Raw genomic sequence first — 21,570 nt, forward strand, 5'->3', positions numbered from 1 at the left:
CTAAGCGGCCTTCTGCGCTTCTTTTTTTGAAGGCAAGCCCCTTAAATTGCTGCCGTCACTCGGACTAATTTTGAAATACTCGATTAACGATAGCATCGATAAAACGGCTATTAACTGCAGCGCCAAACTAAAATCGCGCATCTGATAAACCGTATCCTGGTAGTAACTGCTTGCCAGGTGCAGCGTCACTGCGCCCAGTGCGATACCCATACCGAGCGCCATTTGCTGCGCCGTATTGTACAGGGTATTGGCATTGCTCATCTTTTCATTCGGTACGTCAGCGTAAGCCAACGTGTTGAGACTCGTAAATTGAAGCGAGCGTGTCAGTCCGGAAAAAAAGAATACGATGGCCACCAGCCAAATCGGTGTCTGTATGGATAGCAGCGAGAGCCCGGCAGTGACGAGCGTCAGGATAATACCATTGCCGATTAAGACTTTTCGGAAATCATATTTCCGTGTGATCCACATGGCTACAGGCTTCATGCTCATACTGCCCAGCATGTTGGCCATGTAGAGCAGACCGGCATGAAATGGGCTCAGTCCAAAACCAAGCTGCAACATCAGGGGCAATATAAAGGGCGCCACATTGATCACCATCCGCGTGATCGAACCCGAATACACCGTAATCCGGAAGGTCTTTACTTTAAGGATACTGTAATCGATCAGCGGATATTTGATGTGTCTGGAGTGCCATACGGCGACGGCCATAAGCGCAAAACTTGCAACAATGGTCACAAGCGGTTTTGTATAATTGCCGGTGGCAGCACCGATCATTTCGGTCCCCAGCATAATGCCGGCTAGACCGATACCGCTGATAAAAAAGCCGACGATATCAAGCGGACGGCTACTTTCTGAATCCATCGCCGGGATAAATTGATGCACTGCCCACAGCGCAAATACGCCGACGGGTACATTGATAAAGAAAATCCAATGCCAGGTAAAATAGGAGGTGAAAAATCCGCCCAGTACAGGACCAATAATAGGGCCTAATAGTCCGGCCCAGGCAATATAACCGATCGCTTCAACCAGATCTTTCTTTTGGGTGTGCTTCAGTACGATGAGACGCCCCACAGGCACCATCAGTGCGCCGGCAGTACCTTGGCAGATGCGTGCCAGGACAAAGGCTGTTAAGCTGGTACTGAGCCCACAGGCGATCGACGACAGGATAAACCCTATAATCGCCATATTGAACACTTTTTTTGCGCCATAGCGGTCCGCAATCCAGCCACTGATCGGAATAAATACAGCCAACATAACGGTATAAGACGTAATACCCGCGCTGAGGTGCACTACATTTGTCTCAAAATCATGAGCCATTTTGGGTAAGGCCGTGGATATCGCTGTGGTGTCGAGCATCTCCATAAGCAGCGTTCCCCCGACAATGAGCGATATGATGCGTGATTCTTTCTTCATTTTGCTCTTCTTCAATCCCGAACGGGAAATATTTGCCACAAAAGTAAGCGTATCGCATCAAACAAAAGTCATGTAAAGGCTATTTTTATCCGATAGCAATGGGGTTACTTTCTCGCAGCAATCAGTTGGAAGGAATTTGGATTTTAGATTTTTATAATGATTTTTGATATTTATTGAAAAAAGTTTAAATTTATGTCACTTTACTATTACTAATCTATCTGTAGACTTGAAAACAATATCGATCACTGGTGAGGAGGATCTATTACAGAAATTACGGCGTGGCGATAGGAAAGCATTTAAAGAACTTTACGATTTATACCACCGCCGTTTAACCTTAAAGCTTGTTTACCTGCTCAAATCCGAGGAGTTAGCGCAGGATGTGCTTCAGGATATTTTTGTAAAAATATGGGAAATCCGTGAAACCATAGACCCAAGCGGTAACTTTGGAGGCTTATTGTATAAAATGGCTGCTAATTTGGCGAAAAATGTGTTTCGCAAGAGCATCTACGATCAGCTTATGCGCAGCGAGTTTGCCAAAAACGACAGCTATTCGCCTTTTGAGGATTTGGACGATGCATCCAATGCAAAGACCATTTTAAACATCGCCCTCGATAGGTTAACGCCGAGGCAGCGCGAGGTGTACTGCCTGCACAAGATTGAAGGCTTGAGCTACCGCGAAATAAGCAAATTGTTAAGCATCAGTGATTCGGCCATTAACCATCACATCCAGCAGGCCAATAAACTGCTTAAAGAAATTCTAAAGACAGATCGTTTATCAATCATGCTATTAATTTCCTTTTTTGATAGCTTTTGATGTGTTGTACGGCCGTTTTTGTTGATAATAACGGTAGACTGTCCATAATATGCAGCTCTTTCATCCGTTTTCAGCGCTAAAAAGCTGCATTTTTAAATTTTGTTTTAATTTTTTTAAAATATTTTCACTTCGGAGTGCTATTTTTCTTTTGTGGCGTGTATTCATTGTATAAGAGCCCTGGAATAGGGCTTCGAAAATAACAAGAACACCACAAATGAGAAACCTATTTCTGAAATATCTTAATAATACAATCAGTGCAGAGGAACTAAAGACCCTCTGCCACTATTGTCAGTTAGATGAAAATGATGCAGAAATTGATATCCTTCTAAAGGAATATTTCCAAGCCCAATCTTTTGCGGATGATGCAGCAGTTTATCGCAATTTGGAAAAACAACGCGAGGACTCTTGGGAAAGCATAGAAAAACGGCTGAATGATGACCGGGCTCCAAAGCGGCTGACGCGTTCCTTCAAGTTGAAATTGAGTATCGCCGCCAGTGTATTGATTTTGGGCTCTTTTTCTTTTTACATGATCGGCCGGCTAAAAGCCGACAGAACACAGGTAATCGAACTGCAGGACCTGCAGTCGAATCGGCAGCAGGCAAAACTTATTGTTTCGGATGGCACCGTTTACGATTTGAATGGAAAAAACCACGAGGTCATTTCCGATAAGAGCGGTATACGCTATAAAAATGGGGATACGCTCGCCAAGGTCACTTCCAGCAAATTGGTAACGTTATTGACGCCTAGCGGCGGGAACTATACGCTGACATTGGACGATGGTACGCGTGTATGGCTAAACGCGCAGTCGTCCTTGCGGTACCCTACATCCTTCAGTGGTGGAAAGGAACGCGTCGTCGAACTCAAAGGTGAAGCTTATTTTGAAGTTGCCCACAACAGCAAACAGCCCTTTATCGTCAATACGGCTATACAGAAAGTGAAGGTGCTGGGCACATCTTTTAACATCAATGCCTATGCAAATGAAAATAGGACCATTACGACCTTAGTAACTGGGCGTGTTCAAATCAACGATAAATCGGATCGTAAACTGCACATATTGACCCCGCAGCAACAAGCGAGCAACGACGGTACATCGGTAGCGGTGGAAAATGTGGATACCGATCTTTACACGGCCTGGAAAGAAGGGACTTTCAGGTTCAGGTCAACGCCCTTGCCAGTCGCGCTGCGACAGATTGAGCGATGGTACGATCTGGAAATTGATTATAAAGATATCCCCGAAAATATTAGAATACATGCGTCCATTTCCCGGGATAGCAATCTGTCAACCGTATTGCATGCATTGGAAAAAATCACAGGTTTAAAGTTTAATGTAAAGGGAAGGAGTGTGCGTATGATGAAATAAAGGACTATACTTCTAAAATCGGTTCTTATAAAGAATAGTTGATGGTGTGGGGACACCACCAACATAGAGATCCGATATCTGACGATATTGAAAAAACTATCAAACTATCTAATCATTACAAAATTATGAATTATTTCCTTTTCCACAAGGGTAAGGGGAGCTGTGTATTGCCTCGGAGGTATGATCAACTAGCCATTCCATATACATTTTCAAAAATTCTCACGAGAACACTGTTTATATTCATCCTATTAATGGGTGGGCTATGCGCATCACAGGCGCAGACGGTGTCGCTCAATTTAAAAAATGCCTCATTTGTAGAGGCTACAGAAACGATCAGTAAACAGACAAGATATGACTTCTCTTATAATGATCAGATCTTAAAAAAAGCAAAGCCGGTAACCTTAAAGGTCGTCAACGAACCTTTAAACAATGTGTTAAAAAAACTATTCGCGCAGCAGCCTTTAAGTTATGAGATCAAAGACCGGATGATCATTATTTTTGAAAAAAGTCCAACCGTTCCCACACGGGGCGGGTCCGTTTTATCGGTCACGCCGGTCAATGGTCGGGTAACCAATGAATCGGGCAATCCATTGATTGGTGCCACCATCAAAGTCAAGAATGAGGCGTTCTCTACACGAACGGATAAGTTTGGCAACTTTGTAATTCCGGCCCAATATGTCGACGCTATACTCGAAATACACCATTTGGGGTATGCCAAGCTGGAGGTAAATGCACAGCGGGCCCGAACGGTGACCTTACAAATGACGGCCGCTAAGCTGAGCGAGGTAAACGTTGTTGTCAATACGGGATACCAAAAAATTGATAAACGGCATCTTACCAGTGCGGTAACAACACTAAAAATGGATGATATCCTTACGCCGGGCATCAATACCATTGACAAGCTGCTGGAAGGAAGGGTACCCGGCTTGGTCTTTATGCAAAATTCGGGTCAGGTAGGGGCCGCACCTAAATTGAGAATACGCGGAACATCAACCATCTTGGGCAACAGAGAACCATTGTGGGTGCTCGACGGAATAGTGTTGACCGACCCCGTCAATGTAGACCCCCAGCAGATCAACGACCTTGATTTTGTTAATCTGTTGGGAAATGCCATTGCAGGTTTGAATCCGGAGGATATCGAACAGATTGATGTGCTCAAGGATGCCTCGGCAACCGCCTTATATGGCGCGAAAGCAGGCAACGGCGTTATCGTTATTACCACAAAGAAGGGAAAACCCGGAAAGCCAACCGTTACTTACTCGACCACGGGTACGTATACCAGAAGACCGCGCTATTCGGATCGAAATATGTATATGATGAACTCGCAGGAGCGCATGGACGTGTCGAAAGAGATGATCGATAGGGGTATGCATTATAATAATGTAACGGAATGGGCGGGCTATGAAAAAGCGCTTCAGGATTATTACAAAGGAAAGATTGATTATGCTGAGTTTAAAAGGCAGAGCGATTACTATGCCAATGTCAATACGGATTGGCTCGGATTGCTGACCAAAGATTCTTATTCACACAATCATACGCTAAGTCTCTCCGGAGGTGCGCAGGATGTACGATATTATTCATCAATCGGCTATCAGGATGAGCGCGGCGTTATTAAAGGAGAGGTCGGAAAGCGTTATTCGGCCATGATGAACATTACGGCAGATTACAAAAAGTTCATGGCACAGCTTTCTTTTAATGGCAATTATTCAAAGAGGGACTATTCTCCCACAGACCTGGGTGTAATGAACTATGCTTATAACACAAGCAGAACAGTGCCTGCCTATAATCCGGATGGAAGTCTGTTTTTTTATCCAAGAACGGATAATTCTCAAGTATATAACTACAATATATTGAAGGAACAGGAGAATAGCGGCGACGAGACAAACCTCATGGCGGCCAACATCAAGGCTTTGCTTAAGTATAAGATTTTACGTGGGCTTGATGTGGAAGGAACATTTGCCTATGGTATCAGCAACAATACCAGAGAATTATACTATACCAAAGACACTTATTACATCCATAAACTGCGCGCTGATCGATCTTTTCGTAATGACCTGAGCCCGGTCGGTGGGGAGCTGCAACGTGGCGAGTCGCGCAACAACAACTATACCGCACGCTTGCAGGCCAATTATGTCACATCGTTGGGAGCAGAAAAAAAGCATCTCTTATCTGCGACATCTGGTATAGAGATTAAGTCCAATGAATACAATGAATTTAATATTACCCGAAGAGGATATTTTAAGGAGATGGGCGGATATTTTGATATTGTACCTACAAGTTATACCGCCTATTATCAGCAATGGATGAGCACAAAACCGGCATTGGGCTACTACGGCAGGCAATTGACCAATGAGCTTGCCTGGTATGGCACTGCAGGATACTCCTGGAACGACCGCTATATATTCAATGTGCATGTACGCGGTGAACAGTCTAATCTGTTCGGAAGACGTTCCAACAATAAATTTATGCCCATATGGGCGCTGTCCGGAAGGTGGAACATGAAAGAAGATCTGCTCAGTAAGGTCGAGTGGGTCAATGATCTTGCCATGAAGGCCTCGTGGGGATGGCAGGGAAATATGCTCCCGGGCCAGTCTGCTTACATGATCATCCGGCAGTCTTTAAATACCGATCCCTATTACAATTCGACATTTTCAAATATTGTAAATTACCCGAATCCTGATTTGAAATGGGAGCGTACCTCGTCGTCCAATGTGGGTGTGGATTTCTCCCTTTTCGGAAATAAAGTAAAGGGTACGCTATCTTACTTTTACAAGAAAACGAAAGACGCTTTCCTCAATAAAACAGTATCGGAGATCAACGGATTGGAGTCTTATGTCATCAATAGCGGCACACTCGAAAATAAGGGTGTTGAAGTGGCATTAAGTATCACGGCTATCGATAATGCTGGTCTGGACAAGTCCCGCCGCGGTTTTGTGTGGCGTTTTGACCCGCAGTTGGGGCAGGTGCTCAACAAGGTATTAAACCGGGCCATAAACAACCGAAATAATGTGCTCATCGATAATCTGACCTATAATAATTTTCTGAATGGAAGTGTGCAACTGGCGGGTAAACCCATCAATACGTTTTACTCCTATAAGTTCAAAGGGCTAAGTGCTGTGGATGGATCCCCAATTTTCTATGGAACCGAAGCTGAACAGGCCGCTGCATACGAGGAGAAATATTCCCAAATGGAAAAAGAAGATGTATACCTCGAAGTGATGGATGAATCGGGGCGTCGTGAACCCTTTATACAGGGCGGACTATCGAATTACTTTGGCTGGCGCAACTTTGGATTCTCGTTCAATCTGACCTATTCTTTAGGAAACAAAATCCGTTTAATGAAAATTGCTTCGGGTTATGCATCCACCAATGTCTATCCACAACAGAATATGCGCAAAGAATTTGTCAGAAGATGGCGCCAACCGGGCGACGAAGCCTATACCGATATCCCTGGCCTGCAGGTTTCCAACAGCATCAACATGTCCTGGTGGCAGCTGTATCCGGCAACAGAATATGATTTAGGCGGCAGTGCGTATGAAATGTATGATAACTCGGATGTACGCCTGGTGAGCGCAGATCATCTGAAGCTGCAATCGGCCTCGTTGCGGTACAATTTTGCGGAGAAAATGACCAAGAAACTGGGGCTGAGCGCTGCTTATGTCAGTATTACCGGCACCAATCTGTTTATGCTCAGCAGTAAAAAACTCAAAGGCCAAGATCCGACGCAATCGGGTTCAACCCCCAATATTAATCTTTCAGTAAGGCCCACATTTTCGGGAAGCCTTAATGTATCCTTTTAAATCGAGTCTATTATGAAATTTATGTATTTAATTTTACCATTGGTTTGCCTCACAGCTTCATGTGGCAAATTTCTGGAAGAGTACTCAACAGATCAGAAATATGTCGAAACCACAGCAGATCTCAAGAGTCTGATGATCGGCGAGGCGTATATAAATAACCTGACATTTTCGATCTATAATCAGGCAACCATGGGCACATTAACCTCAGAGACGGGCATTACGGCACCCTGGTTACACGTGATGGATGATGACAGTGAACCTTTTTTAGTCGATTATGTAGCGACCGATCAAGTGACGCCATTTTATATGTTATCGAGTTTTCACAATTGGAGTCAGGAACCTGCACGCAGTATCCTTAACATGGAATGGACAGACGTGTTTTGGCGGAAGCTCTACAAACGCATCGGTGCGCTCAACGCCATTCTTTTTCAGGCGGAAAGCCTAGCGGAAAAGACGCCCGGTGACGACGAACTGAAGCACCTGCGCGGTGAGGCTTATTTTCTGCGGGCTTATTATTACTTCCTGTTGCAAAATACGTATGGTTCACCGTATCGCAAGTCCACCGCTGCTGCTGACGAAGGGGTGCCCTTAAAGGTCAGTGAAAAGGTGGAAGACCGGTATTTTAAACGCGATAAGAATGAAGCGATTTATAAGCAGATGGTAGCAGATCTCGAACAAGCTGCAAACTACCTCAGCAATTATAATCCTGTTTCCAAATTACAGGTGGGCATTGCGGCCGTCAAAATCTTACAGAGCAGGGTGTATCTGTATATGGAAGATTACGATAAGGTTGTAGCTTCGCTGGATGGCTTCGAATCGTTGGGATATGCGGTGTCCGACCTGAACCAATATGTGCAGAATTCCAGCTTTAGCGCCCGCAGTTCCAGTGAGACCGTGTTTACGATGGGTACAAATATGATTCCTACGGTTTTTTTAAACGATTCAATGGGTGCGTATGGCGGCGATGACCGCCGTGCATCGGCGTTCAAAAGTTCAGATAACCTGATGCAAACCTATGAGCAGGAGGATTTAAGACCAGCAGCTTTCTTTATGCGTTCGACAAAGAATAAAGCCTGGTTGCCTGCCAAATACCGTACATGGAAAACCTACAACGATCCTGAACAGGTGTCTTGTCTTTTTTCATTCCGCGCCGCTGAGGTTGTATTGAACCGGGCCGAGGCGATGGCCATGCTTGGCTCAGATGTACAGGCACGAAATGAGCTGCAGACGCTTCGTCAAAAGCGCTTAAAAAATGCAACAGCGGCTGCAATACCGCAGTCCAACGCCGCGCTGGTTGATTTTATCCGGCAGGAGCGCCGTCGTGAGCTGTGTTTCGAAGGCCACCGTTGGTTTGACCTGAGACGATATGCAGTAAATTCCAGATATCCGCTGCCAGCTTCATTTACCATTAAACACCCGACATACAATTACGATGCGCAATCCAATGCGTTCACACGCGCAGGGTATTATGTGCTCCAAGGTGTCCAGCAGGATGCTGCTTGTTGGCAGGTGCCTATACCGAAGTATGCTATAGAGTTTAACCGTGGCGATCTAACCAATCCTGTGCGTCCGGAACGTGCTGTTCAACCCTTGTAATTCCGTCGTTATGAAAAATATACTTTATATGATTTCGCTCATCGTTCTTGCACTGACAGGGGGATGCAGCAAAGAGGAGACCACCGTCTTTAATGACTACGATAAAAATTGGTTGGTGGTAGAAGATGATGCCAATGATGCTTCGACCCATGCGAGATATCTTTTCTTTAAAGAAACGGGCATACCGGTATTTGCAAATGACACGATTGGTTCGCAGCAGCGCATCGATGTTTTCGGAAAGGAGTATACCCATTATGAAAAGCTATCCATGAGTTATTCGCTGGGTGGGGTGCAGACTGGTGCTCCGCCGCTGGTACAGTCATTTTCCTATTGCAACAAAGCCGATGTGGTGGCGGCACTTACCTTTCTCCGGGAAGAAATAATTCCTGTGTTGCCCCAAGGAGTGCATGTGCCGAGCATTCTCTTGGTGGATAATATGACGAGCAATGCTTTTGGATCGTATGCTTTTAAGGGGTTCAATACCGTAGTGATCGCACAGGTATCTAAAATTACGGGTATGGATGCGGCTACCCGGGCAAACTACAAAGGGGCAATTTTAAGGGCAATACTGACCAATACCATTCTGGACAGCAGATTCAACAGCTCGCTGGACAAATTTTATGCAGTATCCAGAAAATATGTGCCCAACATGGATGCTTATGGCCTTTATATCTATTCATTAACCGCCACCAACGTGAAGGGACTTCCTGATGGCGTGCCCATCACATTACAAGCAATAGGCTTTTTGGGCACTGATCCCCGAAATCCCTATTATACGCCCATGTCGACATGGATGGATGTGTGTATGTACCTCGAGGCGGCTGTGGCCAATACGCAAGCGCAGTTTAAACAGAAATATGGCGATAATCAGCGCATCATGGATAAGTATGCCATCATGCGCCAGATCATGGATCAGGTAAATCTAAAACAATAAGGAAGTCTAATTACATAAAACGATAGTTAAGCAATTTTTAAAATGAATAAACAAATAAATAAAATGAGAAATATAGTAATGTTAATGTTGGGTGTTACGTTCTCGACATCGCTCGCTGCGCAGACAACAATCCGGGGGAAGTTTAGTAAAATATTGCCGAATGGTGTAGATGTTGATCGGGTATTTTTTTCCAAACCAGATGATGGTGGTCCGATTGTCGTTGAAGAAATACTAAAATCAAAGTCAGATCAAACTTTCCAGGCGACACTTAAGCCAGCTGATCTGAACGTGATCCGATATATTGGCGTTTTCGATGAGCAATATCCTGTGTATATACGCCCTGGCGAAAAATTGTCTATTGAAGCTGGTGATGGTAAAATAAGTTATTCGGGCAACGTGAGCAAAGAAAACCAGGTTTTTGCCGCTTGGTACAAGCTCATTGCGCCTTTAAGAAATTACGGCTATACAAAAAAAGGGTATACCCTTCCTACTGATCGTTATGTTTCCCTGCTTGATTCGTTGGAGAAACCGGTACAGGATTTTGTGAAAAATATTCGTACAGGCAACGATAGCTTCGATAAGCAGGTCAAATATTTACTGCCGTACAGCTATAAGTTTGACCTATTGATGCCGTTGGCTACAGGTCTTTCCTTTAGATCCAAAAACGAATATCCTGTCCAGGTAGCTAAATTGATCGAAGAAGAAAAATTTGCCGATGCGAATCTGTGGTCGCTGCCCTTGGCATATAATTATATGTCCAATTTCAGTTTCGTAAAATACATTCTTTATAATAATAAGCAAGGGATTGCCGGCGAAATGCTCGTGCCCGAAATTGCAGACGACCAGCTGCGGGCGAAATTTATATTAGCGCACGCGCAGCGCGGAGTGACACAGAGTCTAGTCAAATTTTTGGAAGGTAATCGTAAATACATGAGGGATGATGCGCAGAAAAAAGAACTAGCTTTATTGCTCCGTCGTGCCAATTTACAGATTGCCGGTGGATCGTGGATTGATTTCTCCTATCCTGATGTCAATGGTAAGATGCATAGTCTTTCCGAAAACCTCGGAAAGGTGGTGTTGCTGGATCTATGGGCAACATGGTGCGCCCCTTGTCTGGCTGAAATACCCGCATTAGAAAAATTAGAGAAAGAACTTGAAGGAAAAGATGTGGTTTTTATTAGTCTATCGCTGGATACCGATAAGGCAAAATGGCAGAATATGGTCAAACAAAAGCAATTGTCTGGTGTTCAGCTTTTTTCAAACAGCGAGCCGCGCTTTATGCAGGATTATGAAGTCACTGAAATTCCGCGTTACATTGTGTTTGACAAGAACGGTAAAACGGTCAATTTTAATGCGCCGAGGCCTTCTGATCCAAAATTGAAAACACTAATTGAGTCAAATCTTTAAAATTAGCTTAAACACAATAAAATGAATAAAATTTATACAGCGTTTCTATTCGCGTGCTTTTTATTATGGCAGGTGACTGTATCCGCACAGGGGATTAATTTTGAGCACATCACCTTAAACGAGGCCATTTCCAAAGCGGGGAATCCTGCTGAACCGAAGCTGATTTTGGTCGATTGTTATACGTCGTGGTGTATTCCGTGCATCGAAATGGCTTCGACGGAATTTCCCAAAAAGGTGGCCGGTGATTATTTCAATCCCAAATTTGTATCCGTAAAATTTGATATGGAGAAGGGGGAAGGAAAAGAGATCGCACAAAAGTACAATGTTAAAGCGTATCCAACTTTTCTACTGCTCAATGCGAAAGGGCAAGAAATTAATAGGGTGGTCGGCAAATCTACGGCGGAAGAATTTATCGAAAAGGTGACTACTGCCCTTGACCCTAAAAATTCGCTTCCTGGCCTGAAGGCCGCTTATGAGGAAAAAAAGGGTATGGATACGGGAATGCCCTATGCTTTGGCGTTATACCAAAATTCCCAAGATCCGGTTCCGGTGCTGGACGAGTTATTTGAAAACTCCCAAGATTTTGAGCGTTTTAGCAAAAACTACCTCGAACTGGCCCTGGGTACCACCAAATTTGGCAGCCCGTTCTTCAGGAAATTGATGCTGGAAAAAGTGCGGATAGACCAGGCAATAGGTTCCGAAGTGGCCAATAGAATCATCTTTGATAAAGTCAGAAAGGACATGTATTTTATTGCCAATGAAAACGGTGCGCGCTTCAATATAGCTTATACCCCAAAAGAAGTGGAGGAGGTTGCCTATACCCTCTCGCTCTTAAAGTTGGATCCCAGTGTGCCTGAACACCATATGCCCAAGGTAGCGCTATATGTCGCAAACAATGACCTGGATGGGATGATCCGCTACTACAACCGATACATCGGTCGATTGCGTTCCGATGATGTTTTTAAAGGGATGTATGACGGCATTCTGCATAGTAAGCTGACGAAGGCTTCTCCAGAGCAGCGTGCGGCTATCAAAGCCTATTTTCAGAACCTGGCTAACCGACTCAAAAAGGAATCGATGCAATATCAAGAATATACAGATAATATCAAATAGACCAGCTCCGCGCAGCTGCTGCGCGGAGAATCAAAAGCATATAGAAAATGAGTAACATAAACATTGGAAAATATCTGATTGCGGTTATTGTCGCTGCTGGATTGACCGTTGGAAAAGGGAAAGCGCAGGTTTTTACAGATGATGCAAAAATACTGGCCGGGTATGAACGTTCGATAGATTCGTTGCTGGCATCAGGCGGCTCGTTGACCAGCGAGCTGGCACAAAATCAGCTGAAGGAAGGCGGAGGTAGCGTTAAAATTAATGGTGTAAAACCTTTAAAGCGAATGCTAAAGGCTAATGCGCTTTACAAATTAGCGAAGCAGGCCACTGTCATGACAGGCTGTGCCTATCTTTGTCCCAAGTGTGATAAGGTGCACCTTAGCGAATCTTCGGGGTATATCATTGATCCGAAAGGCATCGTTGTCACAAATTATCACGTGATGGCGACCTATGCTTTTATGAAAGATGGAAACAAGCCCAAAGGGTTCTTTGTACGCCTCTCTAGTGGAAAAACGTATCGCGTAAAATCTATACTAGGTTCTTCGAAAATAGACGATCTTGCGATTTTGCAATTGGATACCCAAGGTGAAGAGCTACCCGCCCTGCCCTTGGCAGAACGTGCGGAAGTAGGGGATAAGGTTTACGTGCTGGGGCACCCGAAAGGTATGCACTACTATTTTTCACAGGGCTATGTCAATAACAAATATATGGAACAGACCGGCGAACCGAACAATAGGACGTACCGCGAAATGATGGCTATTTCGGCCGACTATGCAACGGGCTCGAGTGGCGGTCCGGTCTTGGATATCTATGGCAATGTCGTCGGAACCGTTTCCAATACAAACATGTTGTTGCACAGCGACATGAATCCGAGTGTACAGATGGTCGTCAAAAACACGGTCCCCGTAGAGTCGCTGCGGAAAATAGTGTCACCGCTGTAATTATTGAGGGGCTACGTAGAATACGTTGGCCCCTTTTATCCATACCGGCGTTGTATCAAATCAATAAACCGCTAAATCAGGGCTTCGCATAGGGCAGCCGTTCAATCCGGTTGGTGGTATGGTAGCTGTCGAGCCCGCTGCTGGTTACTGTGCCTGCTTCTTCGATATCAATATAGCCATCTTCCTTGACAAAAGTCTCCGGCACCAGCACGGTGGTGATCTGCCCAATGACCAAGGTCGTACCGTTGAGTTCAATGGCTGTCTGCTGCACAAATTTGCAGGCAAATTTTAGGGTACTTTCGCGCACAAAAGGAGCCGGGATGTTTTCCAGGTATTCGGGGCTGAGTCCAACCTGTTCAAATTCGCTCACCCCTTTTGGATATTTGGCGCTGCATTGATGCGCCTGTTTTACGAAAGCCGGTGAAACATGATTGATGGTATAATACTGCTGTTCAATAATATTATCCAATGTACTGCTAAAGGTAGTGGCCGGCCGAAGGATAAAACCACAAAGTGCAGGATCTGCGCCCAGGTGGAATAAGCTACTGAACGTAGCTAAATTTTCACTTCCGTCGCTGTTCTTGGTACCTATGAGAACCAGGCTTTTAAACCCGCCCAGTGAATTGATAAAATTGGCCCTATATCTTCTCTCAAATGCGTCGATTGCGTTTTTAGTATAAATCATCGTGTATAAATGCTTCTGTTCGATTGTTAGCGATCCTGTCTAGCAGCCCCTGCACAGGAAGCTACAGCAACCTGGTATGGCATAAGATTGCTACCTTTTGGCTGTAACAGGTCATCACCTTTAAATTGATGCATAAATATACTAAAACATCGATTGCAACATCATGTTTACAAAAACATTTTGTGGATATCAAAGAGGGGGTATCCACACATGATTCGACCGAAGTTTTTGGAAAGCTGAATAGAAGTGATCAGATCTTACTGCACGCCAATGATGAAATTAAAGAGGGAGTCAAACTGCCTTTGGAAGAGTAAGCATCAGCCACTGGCTGATCCGTATGAAAGGCCTCCACGGGGCCTTTCTATCTTTTGAAAATATAAATTGGCGCTAGCGTGTAGGAATGGGCATTTGGTTAATTTGTGACTTAAATCATACGCGCCCTGTCTATTATTTTCATACCTTTAACGTCGTTAAGATTTCTAATGATGATTCAATTTCCCTCGGCATTGGGCACCGATGCTCTCCTCAATATACTACAGCAATCCGGTGATCCGACCGCAATATATACAGGTGAGGACTTCTGCCTCCAGTTTGCAAACGACGCAATGCTCAAAATATGGGATAAAGATGAATCAATAGGTGGGAAAAAATTCGAGGAGATATTCCCTGGGCTGAAGCAAAATTCCATAGTAACACAGCTGCGCGAAAGCTGGCATTCGGGTAAGGAAGTGGTGGATGGCAAGCCCGGCACCTTGCAGTATAGCTATCAGCCTATCGTCGATAAGACCGGCAAGGTCTGCTGTATACTCCAGCGGGTGAATAAGCCGAGTTTTGATGGCATTACGCAGCTGGAGCAAACGATTCAAGCGAATGAATCGCTTGAAAACAGTCTGCGGGAGAGCGAGCAGCGGCTTAGGTCTATTTTGGAAACAATGGCAGAGGGGGTCGGTGTTACTGACGCCTCCGGACAGATGGTCTATGCCAATCCGATGGCTCAGCGCATTTTGGGATTGAAAGAAAAAGACATTAAAAAGCGTACCTACGATGATCCACAATGGCAGAATCTGCGTATCGACGGAACGCCGCTCCCCTCCGAGGAGCATCCAATGTCAATCATGATGCAGACCCAAAAGCCGGTCACCGATCACGAGATTGCCGTAAAACCGCCAGATGGAGATATCATATATCTTTCGATCAATGCTGCACCCATGTTCGATGAGAAAGGGGTGCTCACTGGGGGGATAGGAACCTTTATGGACGTGACCGAAAGACGGCTCGTCACGCAAAGTAAAGACGATTTTATCAGTATAGCCAGTCACGAACTCAAAACCCCCGTCACTGCACTCAAGGGGTCATTATATATGCTTCAAAAGAAAAGCATGGATTTGTCTGAAGAAATTAAAGTTAAACTTGTTGATCAATCGGTGCAAAGCCTCAATAGACTAACGGTTCTCATCGACGAGCTGCTAGACACAAGAAGACTGGAAAAGGGGCATCTTAAATTAGATAAAAAGCCTTTTGTACTTTCCGATTTGTTCGAACAGTGCCGTGCTAATTTTAATCATCAACTAGCAAAAAAAATCACCTTCGGAGGCGATCTACATGAACGTGTTACTGCTGATATGCAGCAGATCGGACAGGTTATGGTTAATTTGATCAATAATGCTATTAAGTATGCACCAGAATCAGATATCGCTATCAAAGCGAATAAGCTCGATGAGAAGGAGATGATGATAAGTGTTAAGGATGATGGACCCGGTATACCCGAGCAAAAACGCGCTCAACTCTTCGAGAGATACTATCGGGCAGACTATCAAGGACAAAAATTTTCAGGTCTTGGCTTGGGGCTTTATATCTGCGCAGATATTATCAAGAATCATGGTGGCACCATCGGTGTGGATAGTGAGTTGGGTCAGGGAGCGACATTCTGGTTTACTTTGCCGTTCTAGCATTTTTGGCGCTCTATTGCTTTAAGCCTCTGTTGCTTTAAACTTCTATTACTTTAAGCTTCTGGGAATTTTGGCTACACTCCTTAGGCGGACGCCTAATCAATCATTTTTATAATAATTCTGAGCACTTTTGGCACGATTATTTATCGATATTCAAACGTTAATCGCATTCGTTTGGTCGTAATGGCTATGGTTTAAAATTTTTAGAAGATTTATATTTATGCAAGGCACAATAGACAGGATAGACAGCGAGCATCACCGTTCGCAGGTGTTCCGTTTAACCTACAAAGGACAGGATTACCAGTTGGTATTGTTAAAAAAGTCTTTATCAAAGCTCGATACGGAGCTGCCAATTTTGCTGGATGGAATTGACCAAAAATTAGTTAAAAAAGGCGACAGCTGGTTTTTTGAAAATATGCATTCCGATCAGCACTTTGCTACCGAGATCTGGCGTAACCTATCGCTTCGGTACCGCCTTTAAACCCATATTTAATCGTGCCTCATCTTTCTGTAGACAATAAAGGAATTGTGCCATTTGGCCAACCTTGAGGCAATTTGTTGTAATTGTTTGATTTTCGTTATCTATTGTTTCTATTTAGTTACTACCGCCGTTAATCGATGTGCTAACTTTGTCCTGTAATTAAATTGATATGGAGACAAATAAAGTATGGTTTATAACGGGAGGGTCCAAAGGTATCGGACTGTCGTTGGTAAAAAAACTGGTTGAAAAGGGCTATCGCGTAGCAGCAACAAGTCGAAAATTGCAGGCATTAATCGACGCAGTAGGACGTGTTGACGTGGCGCATTTTTTACCTCTGGAAGTGGATTTGACACGTGAGAAAGCGATCCGTGAAGCTGTCGCACGTACCGTTACTCACTTTGGTAAAATTGACGTTTTGGTGAATAATGCAGGCTACGGCATCGGGGGAGCGGTTGAAGAAATAGATCAGGATGAAATCAAAGATAGTTTTGACATTAACGTCATGGCTGTCATCAAAACGATGCAGTCCGTTATGCCTTACTTTAGGCAGCAGCGGTCGGGCAACATCATTAATGTTTCTTCTATTGCGGGTTTTGCCCCGGGAACTGGCTGGGCAATGTATGCTGCCACAAAATATGCGGTAACAGGACTATCAGAAGTCATGGCAGAAGATGTAAAGGAGTTTGGCGTGAAGGTGACGCTGGTGGCGCCGGGAGCTTTCCGCACCGAGTTTCTGCAAGATAGTTCACTTGTTTTGGCCCAAAAGAAAATTGATGGCTACAGCGCGGTGAGGACCTCGCATCAGAGATATGCAGCGATGAACGGGACACAGATCGGCAATCCCGAACTGCTGGCTCAGGTTTTTATTGATCTGGCAGCGCATCCCAATCCTCCTGTGCGCCTCTACCTGGGAAGCGATGCCTACAAAAGGGCAACGGAAAAAATCAAGTTACTTTCGGAAGAGCTGGAAAATAATAAGCTTATTTCTTATGCGACTGATTTTAACGAAATCTCTTAAGCGACAATTAGAGACGTTGTCATTATCAGTGACCACATCTTATTTGATTTTCGTATCTTCAACACATGGAAAAATTGCAGTCGCTGGAGGAATTTTACCAATCTAAATTTGAACGTATTCCGGAGGATATCCAGCATGGGGTAGGGCATTTCAATGTCTTTACAATTGATGAATATATAGGGAAGCATACGAAGCCAGTGGTGTATAGTCGAAAAGATTATTATAAGATCACCCTAATTGTTGGTAAAAACAGGATACATTATGCCGACAAGGTGATTGAAATAAAAAAGCAGGCCTTGTTTTTTACCAATCCGCAGATCCCTTACAAATTTGAATGGATTGACGATTATAAATCGGGATTCTTTTGTGTGTTTACGGCATCGTTCTTTCATCATTTTGGTAACCTCAACGACTACGAAGTGTTTAAACCCAACGCCTTACCCGTATTTGAGCTGACGGATGGACAACTGGAAGATATTAAGCAGGTGTATAGGAAGATGCAGGATGCCTTATATTCGGAGTATGTACATAAATACGATCTGCTGAGAAATCTTGTGTTTGATCTGCTTCATTATACGCACGGCATGCAGACGGCGTCTAAAGTGGCAAAGAAGCAAGCAAATGCATCTCAACGGATAACCCATATGTTTCTGGAACTCTTAGCGCGTCAGTTTCCGATTGAGGATGCGCGCCAACGGATCGGTTTTCGCTCGCCCTCGGAATTTGCAGCACAGCTCGCCGTCCATGTTAATCACCTAAACCGCGCCGTCAAGGAAACCACCGAAAAAACAACCTCCACGATTATTGCCGACCGTCTGCTGCAGGAGGCCAAAATATTGCTGCGGCATACGGAATGGAATGTTTCCGAAATCGCTTATTCGTTAGGTTTAAAGAGGCTACTCATTTCAGAGGCTACTCGCCTTGCATTTCAGTTATTTCTTCAAAAAAAAGATGCAGATCACCGCTCCGCTTTCGGGAAATGGATTGATTATTTGTTGAGTAGTTCCAGTGCTTTTAGGATTTTCTTGTCTCTCTTGAGATTTTCAAAATTATCGCCTTGCAAAACTTCAACATCAGGCAGGATATTTCCGGTGTAAATCTTTGAATTTCTGTCAACGACATAGTCGGTGGAAAGATTTATTCCAGCTTCCTTGCTGATCGTGAAGCCCTGCACAGCGGTCGTATAGTCAGCCGTTGGTTCACCAACGATATACGTGTTTTTTCTTCCGATTAACGATATAGCCGTCATTTCACCAGCGCTGGCGGTGTAGCAACTCGTAAGGATAATCAGGGGAATATCTTTTTTTAATGGTTTTTTTAATTGTACCTGCCTAAGCAATTTAATGCCGTCAATCCGCATGTTTCCATCCCTGATTTCCCATTGCCCGGATGATAAGCCCTGTGCATTTCTAAAACCTCCGAAAACCATGTTATCACCGATAAACTCTTGCAAACCCAAGAAAATAGGATACATATTGCCACCGGTATTTGTTCTTAAGTCGATGATCCATGCCTTTATCTTTGCAGTGGATACTTTGTTGATATGGGCTGTGATATCATTGGCAATGCTGTCGACTTTCTTAAATGCAAAGTCATGATTGCCGGGTATCCTGAGGTACGCTGTTCTACGATCAATGATCTGGCTGACTACCGCCTTTTCAGTTTTTAACCTCCCTTTTAGATAAGTGTTTTCAGGTCGCTCAGCCTTGTCCCAGCCGTAGGTTCTATCCTTGTATTTAAGTGATCCGTGATGATCCCTGAGCAGGCGAAAGACCTCAGTATATAGTGGAGCTAGGTCAGATACTGTATCCAGATTTTTTGCTTTGCTATATAAGATGCTTTCAATCAGGTTGATGTTGGTCGTATCAACGGCGTTTGATCTGATGAGGTTAATGGAGTTGTCCACAAATGATTTGACGCTGTCACTTTTAAACGTTTGCGAAAAAGACGAAAGACAGAGAAATAGCAAAATTTGGAATAGAGGATACTTGATCACTTGCATCAATTAAATTAGACGATAATGATATAAAGATAAGTATTTCGCGGCAACTATTATGTTGCGCCTTCCAGAGGTGATTCCATTGCCAGTTATTTTCTGTTAACACTCGAACGCAATCGATTTATGGCTATCAAGCGCGCATAGCCTCAAATGACTAGAACGAAACGATCTCGTGATTCGATTGAACTATTTGTGGTCCTCTTGTGTTCTCTAAAGAACTGTAGATAAATTGTAACGATAAATTTAAAAACATAACTAGCAAGATATGAATGGATTGAATAAAAATATGCTGGGCGGATTGTTCGGTGCGCTCGTACTTAATATAGTCCATAGTGCTGCCAAAAGGTTCGACTCCAAAGCTCCTGAAGTGGATAAAGTGGGTGAGGAGGCGATGAAAAAAACAGTGCGCTTTGCGGGTTTTAAACCGCCAAAAGGTAATACTTTAGTCGCAGCTACATTTGGTGCGGATGTCGCTTCAAATGCGATGCTGTATACGCTTATCGGATATGGTAGTCAGAATAACCTGCTGCTCAAAGGGGCACTCCTGGGTACTTTGGTGGGGGTAGCTACATTGACTATCCCAGAGCAGGCCGGACTGGATGCCGAGCCAATAAAAAAGACCGATCGTACCAAATTAATGACCGTAGCATGGTACGTAATTGGCGGTATTGCAGCTGGAATGGCGATAAAGGCTATGGGAAAAAAATAATAAACAGTTTCATCGCTTTATGCACAGGGGAAGTACCCTGCGCGTAAAGCGATGAGTTGATAAACAGTTTTATGTGCTGGCGAAGGGGCAAAGCGTAGGCATTAGTCTAAAATAAAATTTTCCTGATCTTTCGTGAGTATAATCGGATCTGTCATTATTTTTTGCACATCACTGAAACTGGCATTCCGGAATTTCGCAACAAATTTGGCAAGGTGAAAGGGATTTTCGGGTAAAAAAGATAAGGCATTATTCTTCGCATTGTCCTGAAACTTGGTGATAACAGGCTGCATCAGGTGGTTGTATTTCTGGCAGGCGATACCCAGATCGTCTGTATTTGAAGCGATGAAATGGGCCAAAGCTTTTGCTCCGTAAATAGACAATGAAGCGCCCATGCCGGATAGCGCTGTAGGACAGTAGCCTGCATCGCCCAGCAACACCATCCTGCCATTGACCAGGTTTGACGTATGTACCATGCCCATCTTGTCAATGAAAAATAAACCTTCATCCAAAAGACTGCCAAGTAACTGATTTACTTCAGCATTGTAATTGCCAAAAGCATTTTTAAGAATGGACGCTGCGCAGTTTCTTAAACTATTCAGGTTCTCAAAACTACGTATGTAACATTGGATGGCAATCTCATCTTCTGCGATGGGATAGATCGACAGCATTTTGTCTACATCGATATAGATTTTGAAAGCACCTACTTTCTTGTGGTGATAGCGCTTCAATCTGCCGCCTACGTACAGCATATTGAAGTCCTCAAATTGAACGTCTTTAAAATACTGCTGCCGAGTAGCAGAACGTAGTCCTTCCGACACGATAATCAAATCGACACACAGGGTCTTCCCGTTTGAAAGCTTTACTTCTGCGTAATCTCCCTTTTCGTTGACTTGTACCAGCGTGGTGTCAAAAAGGATTTCGACATCGCTCTTAATGGCGTCGTGTAATACCTCGTGCAATCCGCCCCGCGATATCAAAACCGAGCGTTCGATGTTTTCATTCATTTTGTCATAAGCGATGCTTTGGATGATGGTCTCGTCGGTTTCCACAAAATCAACGGTCTCGGAAGGGGATGACGCTGCCTTGAGGGCTTGGGTAAGTCCGAGCTCGTCCATGATTTTCACACCGAAGCTTTTTAAAGATATAAGGAATCCTGCCTTGCTGAATGAGGACGAGCGATCAACGAGCGTGACACGATGGCCTTGTTGCGCCAGGAAGTTTGCTGCGGCTAAGCCGGCAATGCCGGCACCAGTAATTAAAATATGTTTTTTCATTGCACTATTTTTAAGAATTTATGCAAACTTATGTATATTTTTGAGGCTAAAATAGTTCAATAAAAAGCAAAATTAGT

18 protein-coding genes are annotated in these 21,570 nt (G+C 44.1%); 14 read left to right on the forward strand and 4 right to left on the reverse strand.

Going from position 1 to position 21,570, the window contains the following annotated elements:
- Complete coding sequence (locus QE382_RS11535; RefSeq protein WP_307186021.1) at positions 1-1,413, reverse strand: DHA2 family efflux MFS transporter permease subunit; 1,413 nt, start codon at positions 1,411-1,413, stop codon at positions 1-3.
- A 226-nt stretch (positions 1,414-1,639) separates the two neighbouring features.
- On the opposite strand from QE382_RS11535, the gene QE382_RS11540 reads away from it, so the two are divergent.
- The 8 genes from QE382_RS11540 to QE382_RS11575 all read left to right on the forward strand — a co-directional run bounded on the left by QE382_RS11540 (position 1,640) and on the right by QE382_RS11575 (position 13,378).
- Entirely contained in the window at positions 1,640-2,227 is a 588-nt protein-coding gene (locus tag QE382_RS11540) for an RNA polymerase sigma factor (protein WP_307186022.1), read from the forward strand.
- 214 nt (positions 2,228-2,441) lie between these two features.
- Positions 2,442-3,587: a FecR family protein gene (locus tag QE382_RS11545; RefSeq protein ID WP_307186023.1), complete on the forward strand. Its 1,146-nt coding sequence runs from the start codon at positions 2,442-2,444 to the stop codon at positions 3,585-3,587.
- Between the two features lie 125 nt (positions 3,588-3,712).
- Positions 3,713-7,387, forward strand: a complete 3,675-nt coding sequence (locus tag QE382_RS11550; RefSeq protein WP_307186024.1) for a SusC/RagA family TonB-linked outer membrane protein — start codon at positions 3,713-3,715, stop codon at positions 7,385-7,387.
- 12 nt (positions 7,388-7,399) lie between these two features.
- The gene (locus QE382_RS11555) at positions 7,400-8,983 is read left to right on the forward strand and encodes a RagB/SusD family nutrient uptake outer membrane protein (protein WP_307186025.1); all 1,584 of its coding nucleotides are present in this window, start codon (positions 7,400-7,402) and stop codon (positions 8,981-8,983) included.
- Between the two features lie 10 nt (positions 8,984-8,993).
- Complete coding sequence (locus QE382_RS11560; protein ID WP_307186026.1) at positions 8,994-9,917, forward strand: hypothetical protein; 924 nt, start codon at positions 8,994-8,996, stop codon at positions 9,915-9,917.
- A gap of 63 nt (positions 9,918-9,980) precedes the next feature.
- Positions 9,981-11,324: a TlpA family protein disulfide reductase gene (locus QE382_RS11565; protein ID WP_307186027.1), complete on the forward strand. Its 1,344-nt coding sequence runs from the start codon at positions 9,981-9,983 to the stop codon at positions 11,322-11,324.
- A gap of 21 nt (positions 11,325-11,345) precedes the next feature.
- Positions 11,346-12,437 (forward strand): thioredoxin family protein, encoded by a 1,092-nt coding sequence (locus QE382_RS11570; protein ID WP_307186028.1) that lies wholly within the window; start codon positions 11,346-11,348, stop codon positions 12,435-12,437.
- Between the two features lie 47 nt (positions 12,438-12,484).
- A complete protein-coding gene (locus tag QE382_RS11575) occupies positions 12,485-13,378 on the forward strand; it encodes a S1 family peptidase (RefSeq protein WP_307186029.1) in 894 nt (297 codons plus the stop codon).
- 76 nt (positions 13,379-13,454) lie between these two features.
- On the opposite strand, the gene QE382_RS11580 is transcribed toward QE382_RS11575, so the two are convergent.
- A complete protein-coding gene (locus tag QE382_RS11580) occupies positions 13,455-14,063 on the reverse strand; it encodes a flavin reductase family protein (protein WP_307186030.1) in 609 nt (202 codons plus the stop codon).
- A 128-nt stretch (positions 14,064-14,191) separates the two neighbouring features.
- On the opposite strand from QE382_RS11580, the gene QE382_RS11585 reads away from it, so the two are divergent.
- The 5 genes from QE382_RS11585 to QE382_RS11605 all read left to right on the forward strand — a co-directional run bounded on the left by QE382_RS11585 (position 14,192) and on the right by QE382_RS11605 (position 18,608).
- A complete protein-coding gene (locus QE382_RS11585; protein ID WP_307186031.1) occupies positions 14,192-14,377 on the forward strand; it encodes a hypothetical protein in 186 nt (61 codons plus the stop codon).
- A 168-nt stretch (positions 14,378-14,545) separates the two neighbouring features.
- Complete coding sequence (locus QE382_RS11590; RefSeq protein WP_307186032.1) at positions 14,546-16,012, forward strand: sensor histidine kinase; 1,467 nt, start codon at positions 14,546-14,548, stop codon at positions 16,010-16,012.
- A gap of 220 nt (positions 16,013-16,232) precedes the next feature.
- Positions 16,233-16,493, forward strand: a complete 261-nt coding sequence (locus QE382_RS11595) for a hypothetical protein (protein WP_293887977.1) — start codon at positions 16,233-16,235, stop codon at positions 16,491-16,493.
- A 169-nt stretch (positions 16,494-16,662) separates the two neighbouring features.
- Positions 16,663-17,511, forward strand: a complete 849-nt coding sequence (locus QE382_RS11600; RefSeq protein WP_293937124.1) for an SDR family NAD(P)-dependent oxidoreductase — start codon at positions 16,663-16,665, stop codon at positions 17,509-17,511.
- A 65-nt stretch (positions 17,512-17,576) separates the two neighbouring features.
- Entirely contained in the window at positions 17,577-18,608 is a 1,032-nt protein-coding gene (locus QE382_RS11605; protein ID WP_307186033.1) for a helix-turn-helix domain-containing protein, read from the forward strand.
- On the opposite strand, the gene QE382_RS11610 is transcribed toward QE382_RS11605, so the two are convergent.
- Positions 18,500-19,507: a S41 family peptidase gene (locus QE382_RS11610; RefSeq protein ID WP_307186034.1), complete on the reverse strand. Its 1,008-nt coding sequence runs from the start codon at positions 19,505-19,507 to the stop codon at positions 18,500-18,502. The genes QE382_RS11605 and QE382_RS11610 overlap by 109 nt on opposite strands.
- A 268-nt stretch (positions 19,508-19,775) precedes the next feature.
- Between QE382_RS11610 and QE382_RS11615 the strand changes: the two genes are divergently transcribed.
- Positions 19,776-20,219: a hypothetical protein gene (locus QE382_RS11615; protein WP_307186035.1), complete on the forward strand. Its 444-nt coding sequence runs from the start codon at positions 19,776-19,778 to the stop codon at positions 20,217-20,219.
- Between the two features lie 101 nt (positions 20,220-20,320).
- Here the strand turns inward: QE382_RS11615 and QE382_RS11620 are convergent, their stop codons facing one another.
- Positions 20,321-21,493 (reverse strand): FAD-dependent monooxygenase, encoded by a 1,173-nt coding sequence (locus tag QE382_RS11620; RefSeq protein WP_307186036.1) that lies wholly within the window; start codon positions 21,491-21,493, stop codon positions 20,321-20,323.
- Positions 21,494-21,570: the final 77 nt, after the last annotated feature.

Origin of the sequence: Sphingobacterium zeae, from assembly GCF_030818895.1 — a bacterium.
Lineage (GTDB): Bacteria > Bacteroidota > Bacteroidia > Sphingobacteriales > Sphingobacteriaceae > Sphingobacterium > Sphingobacterium zeae.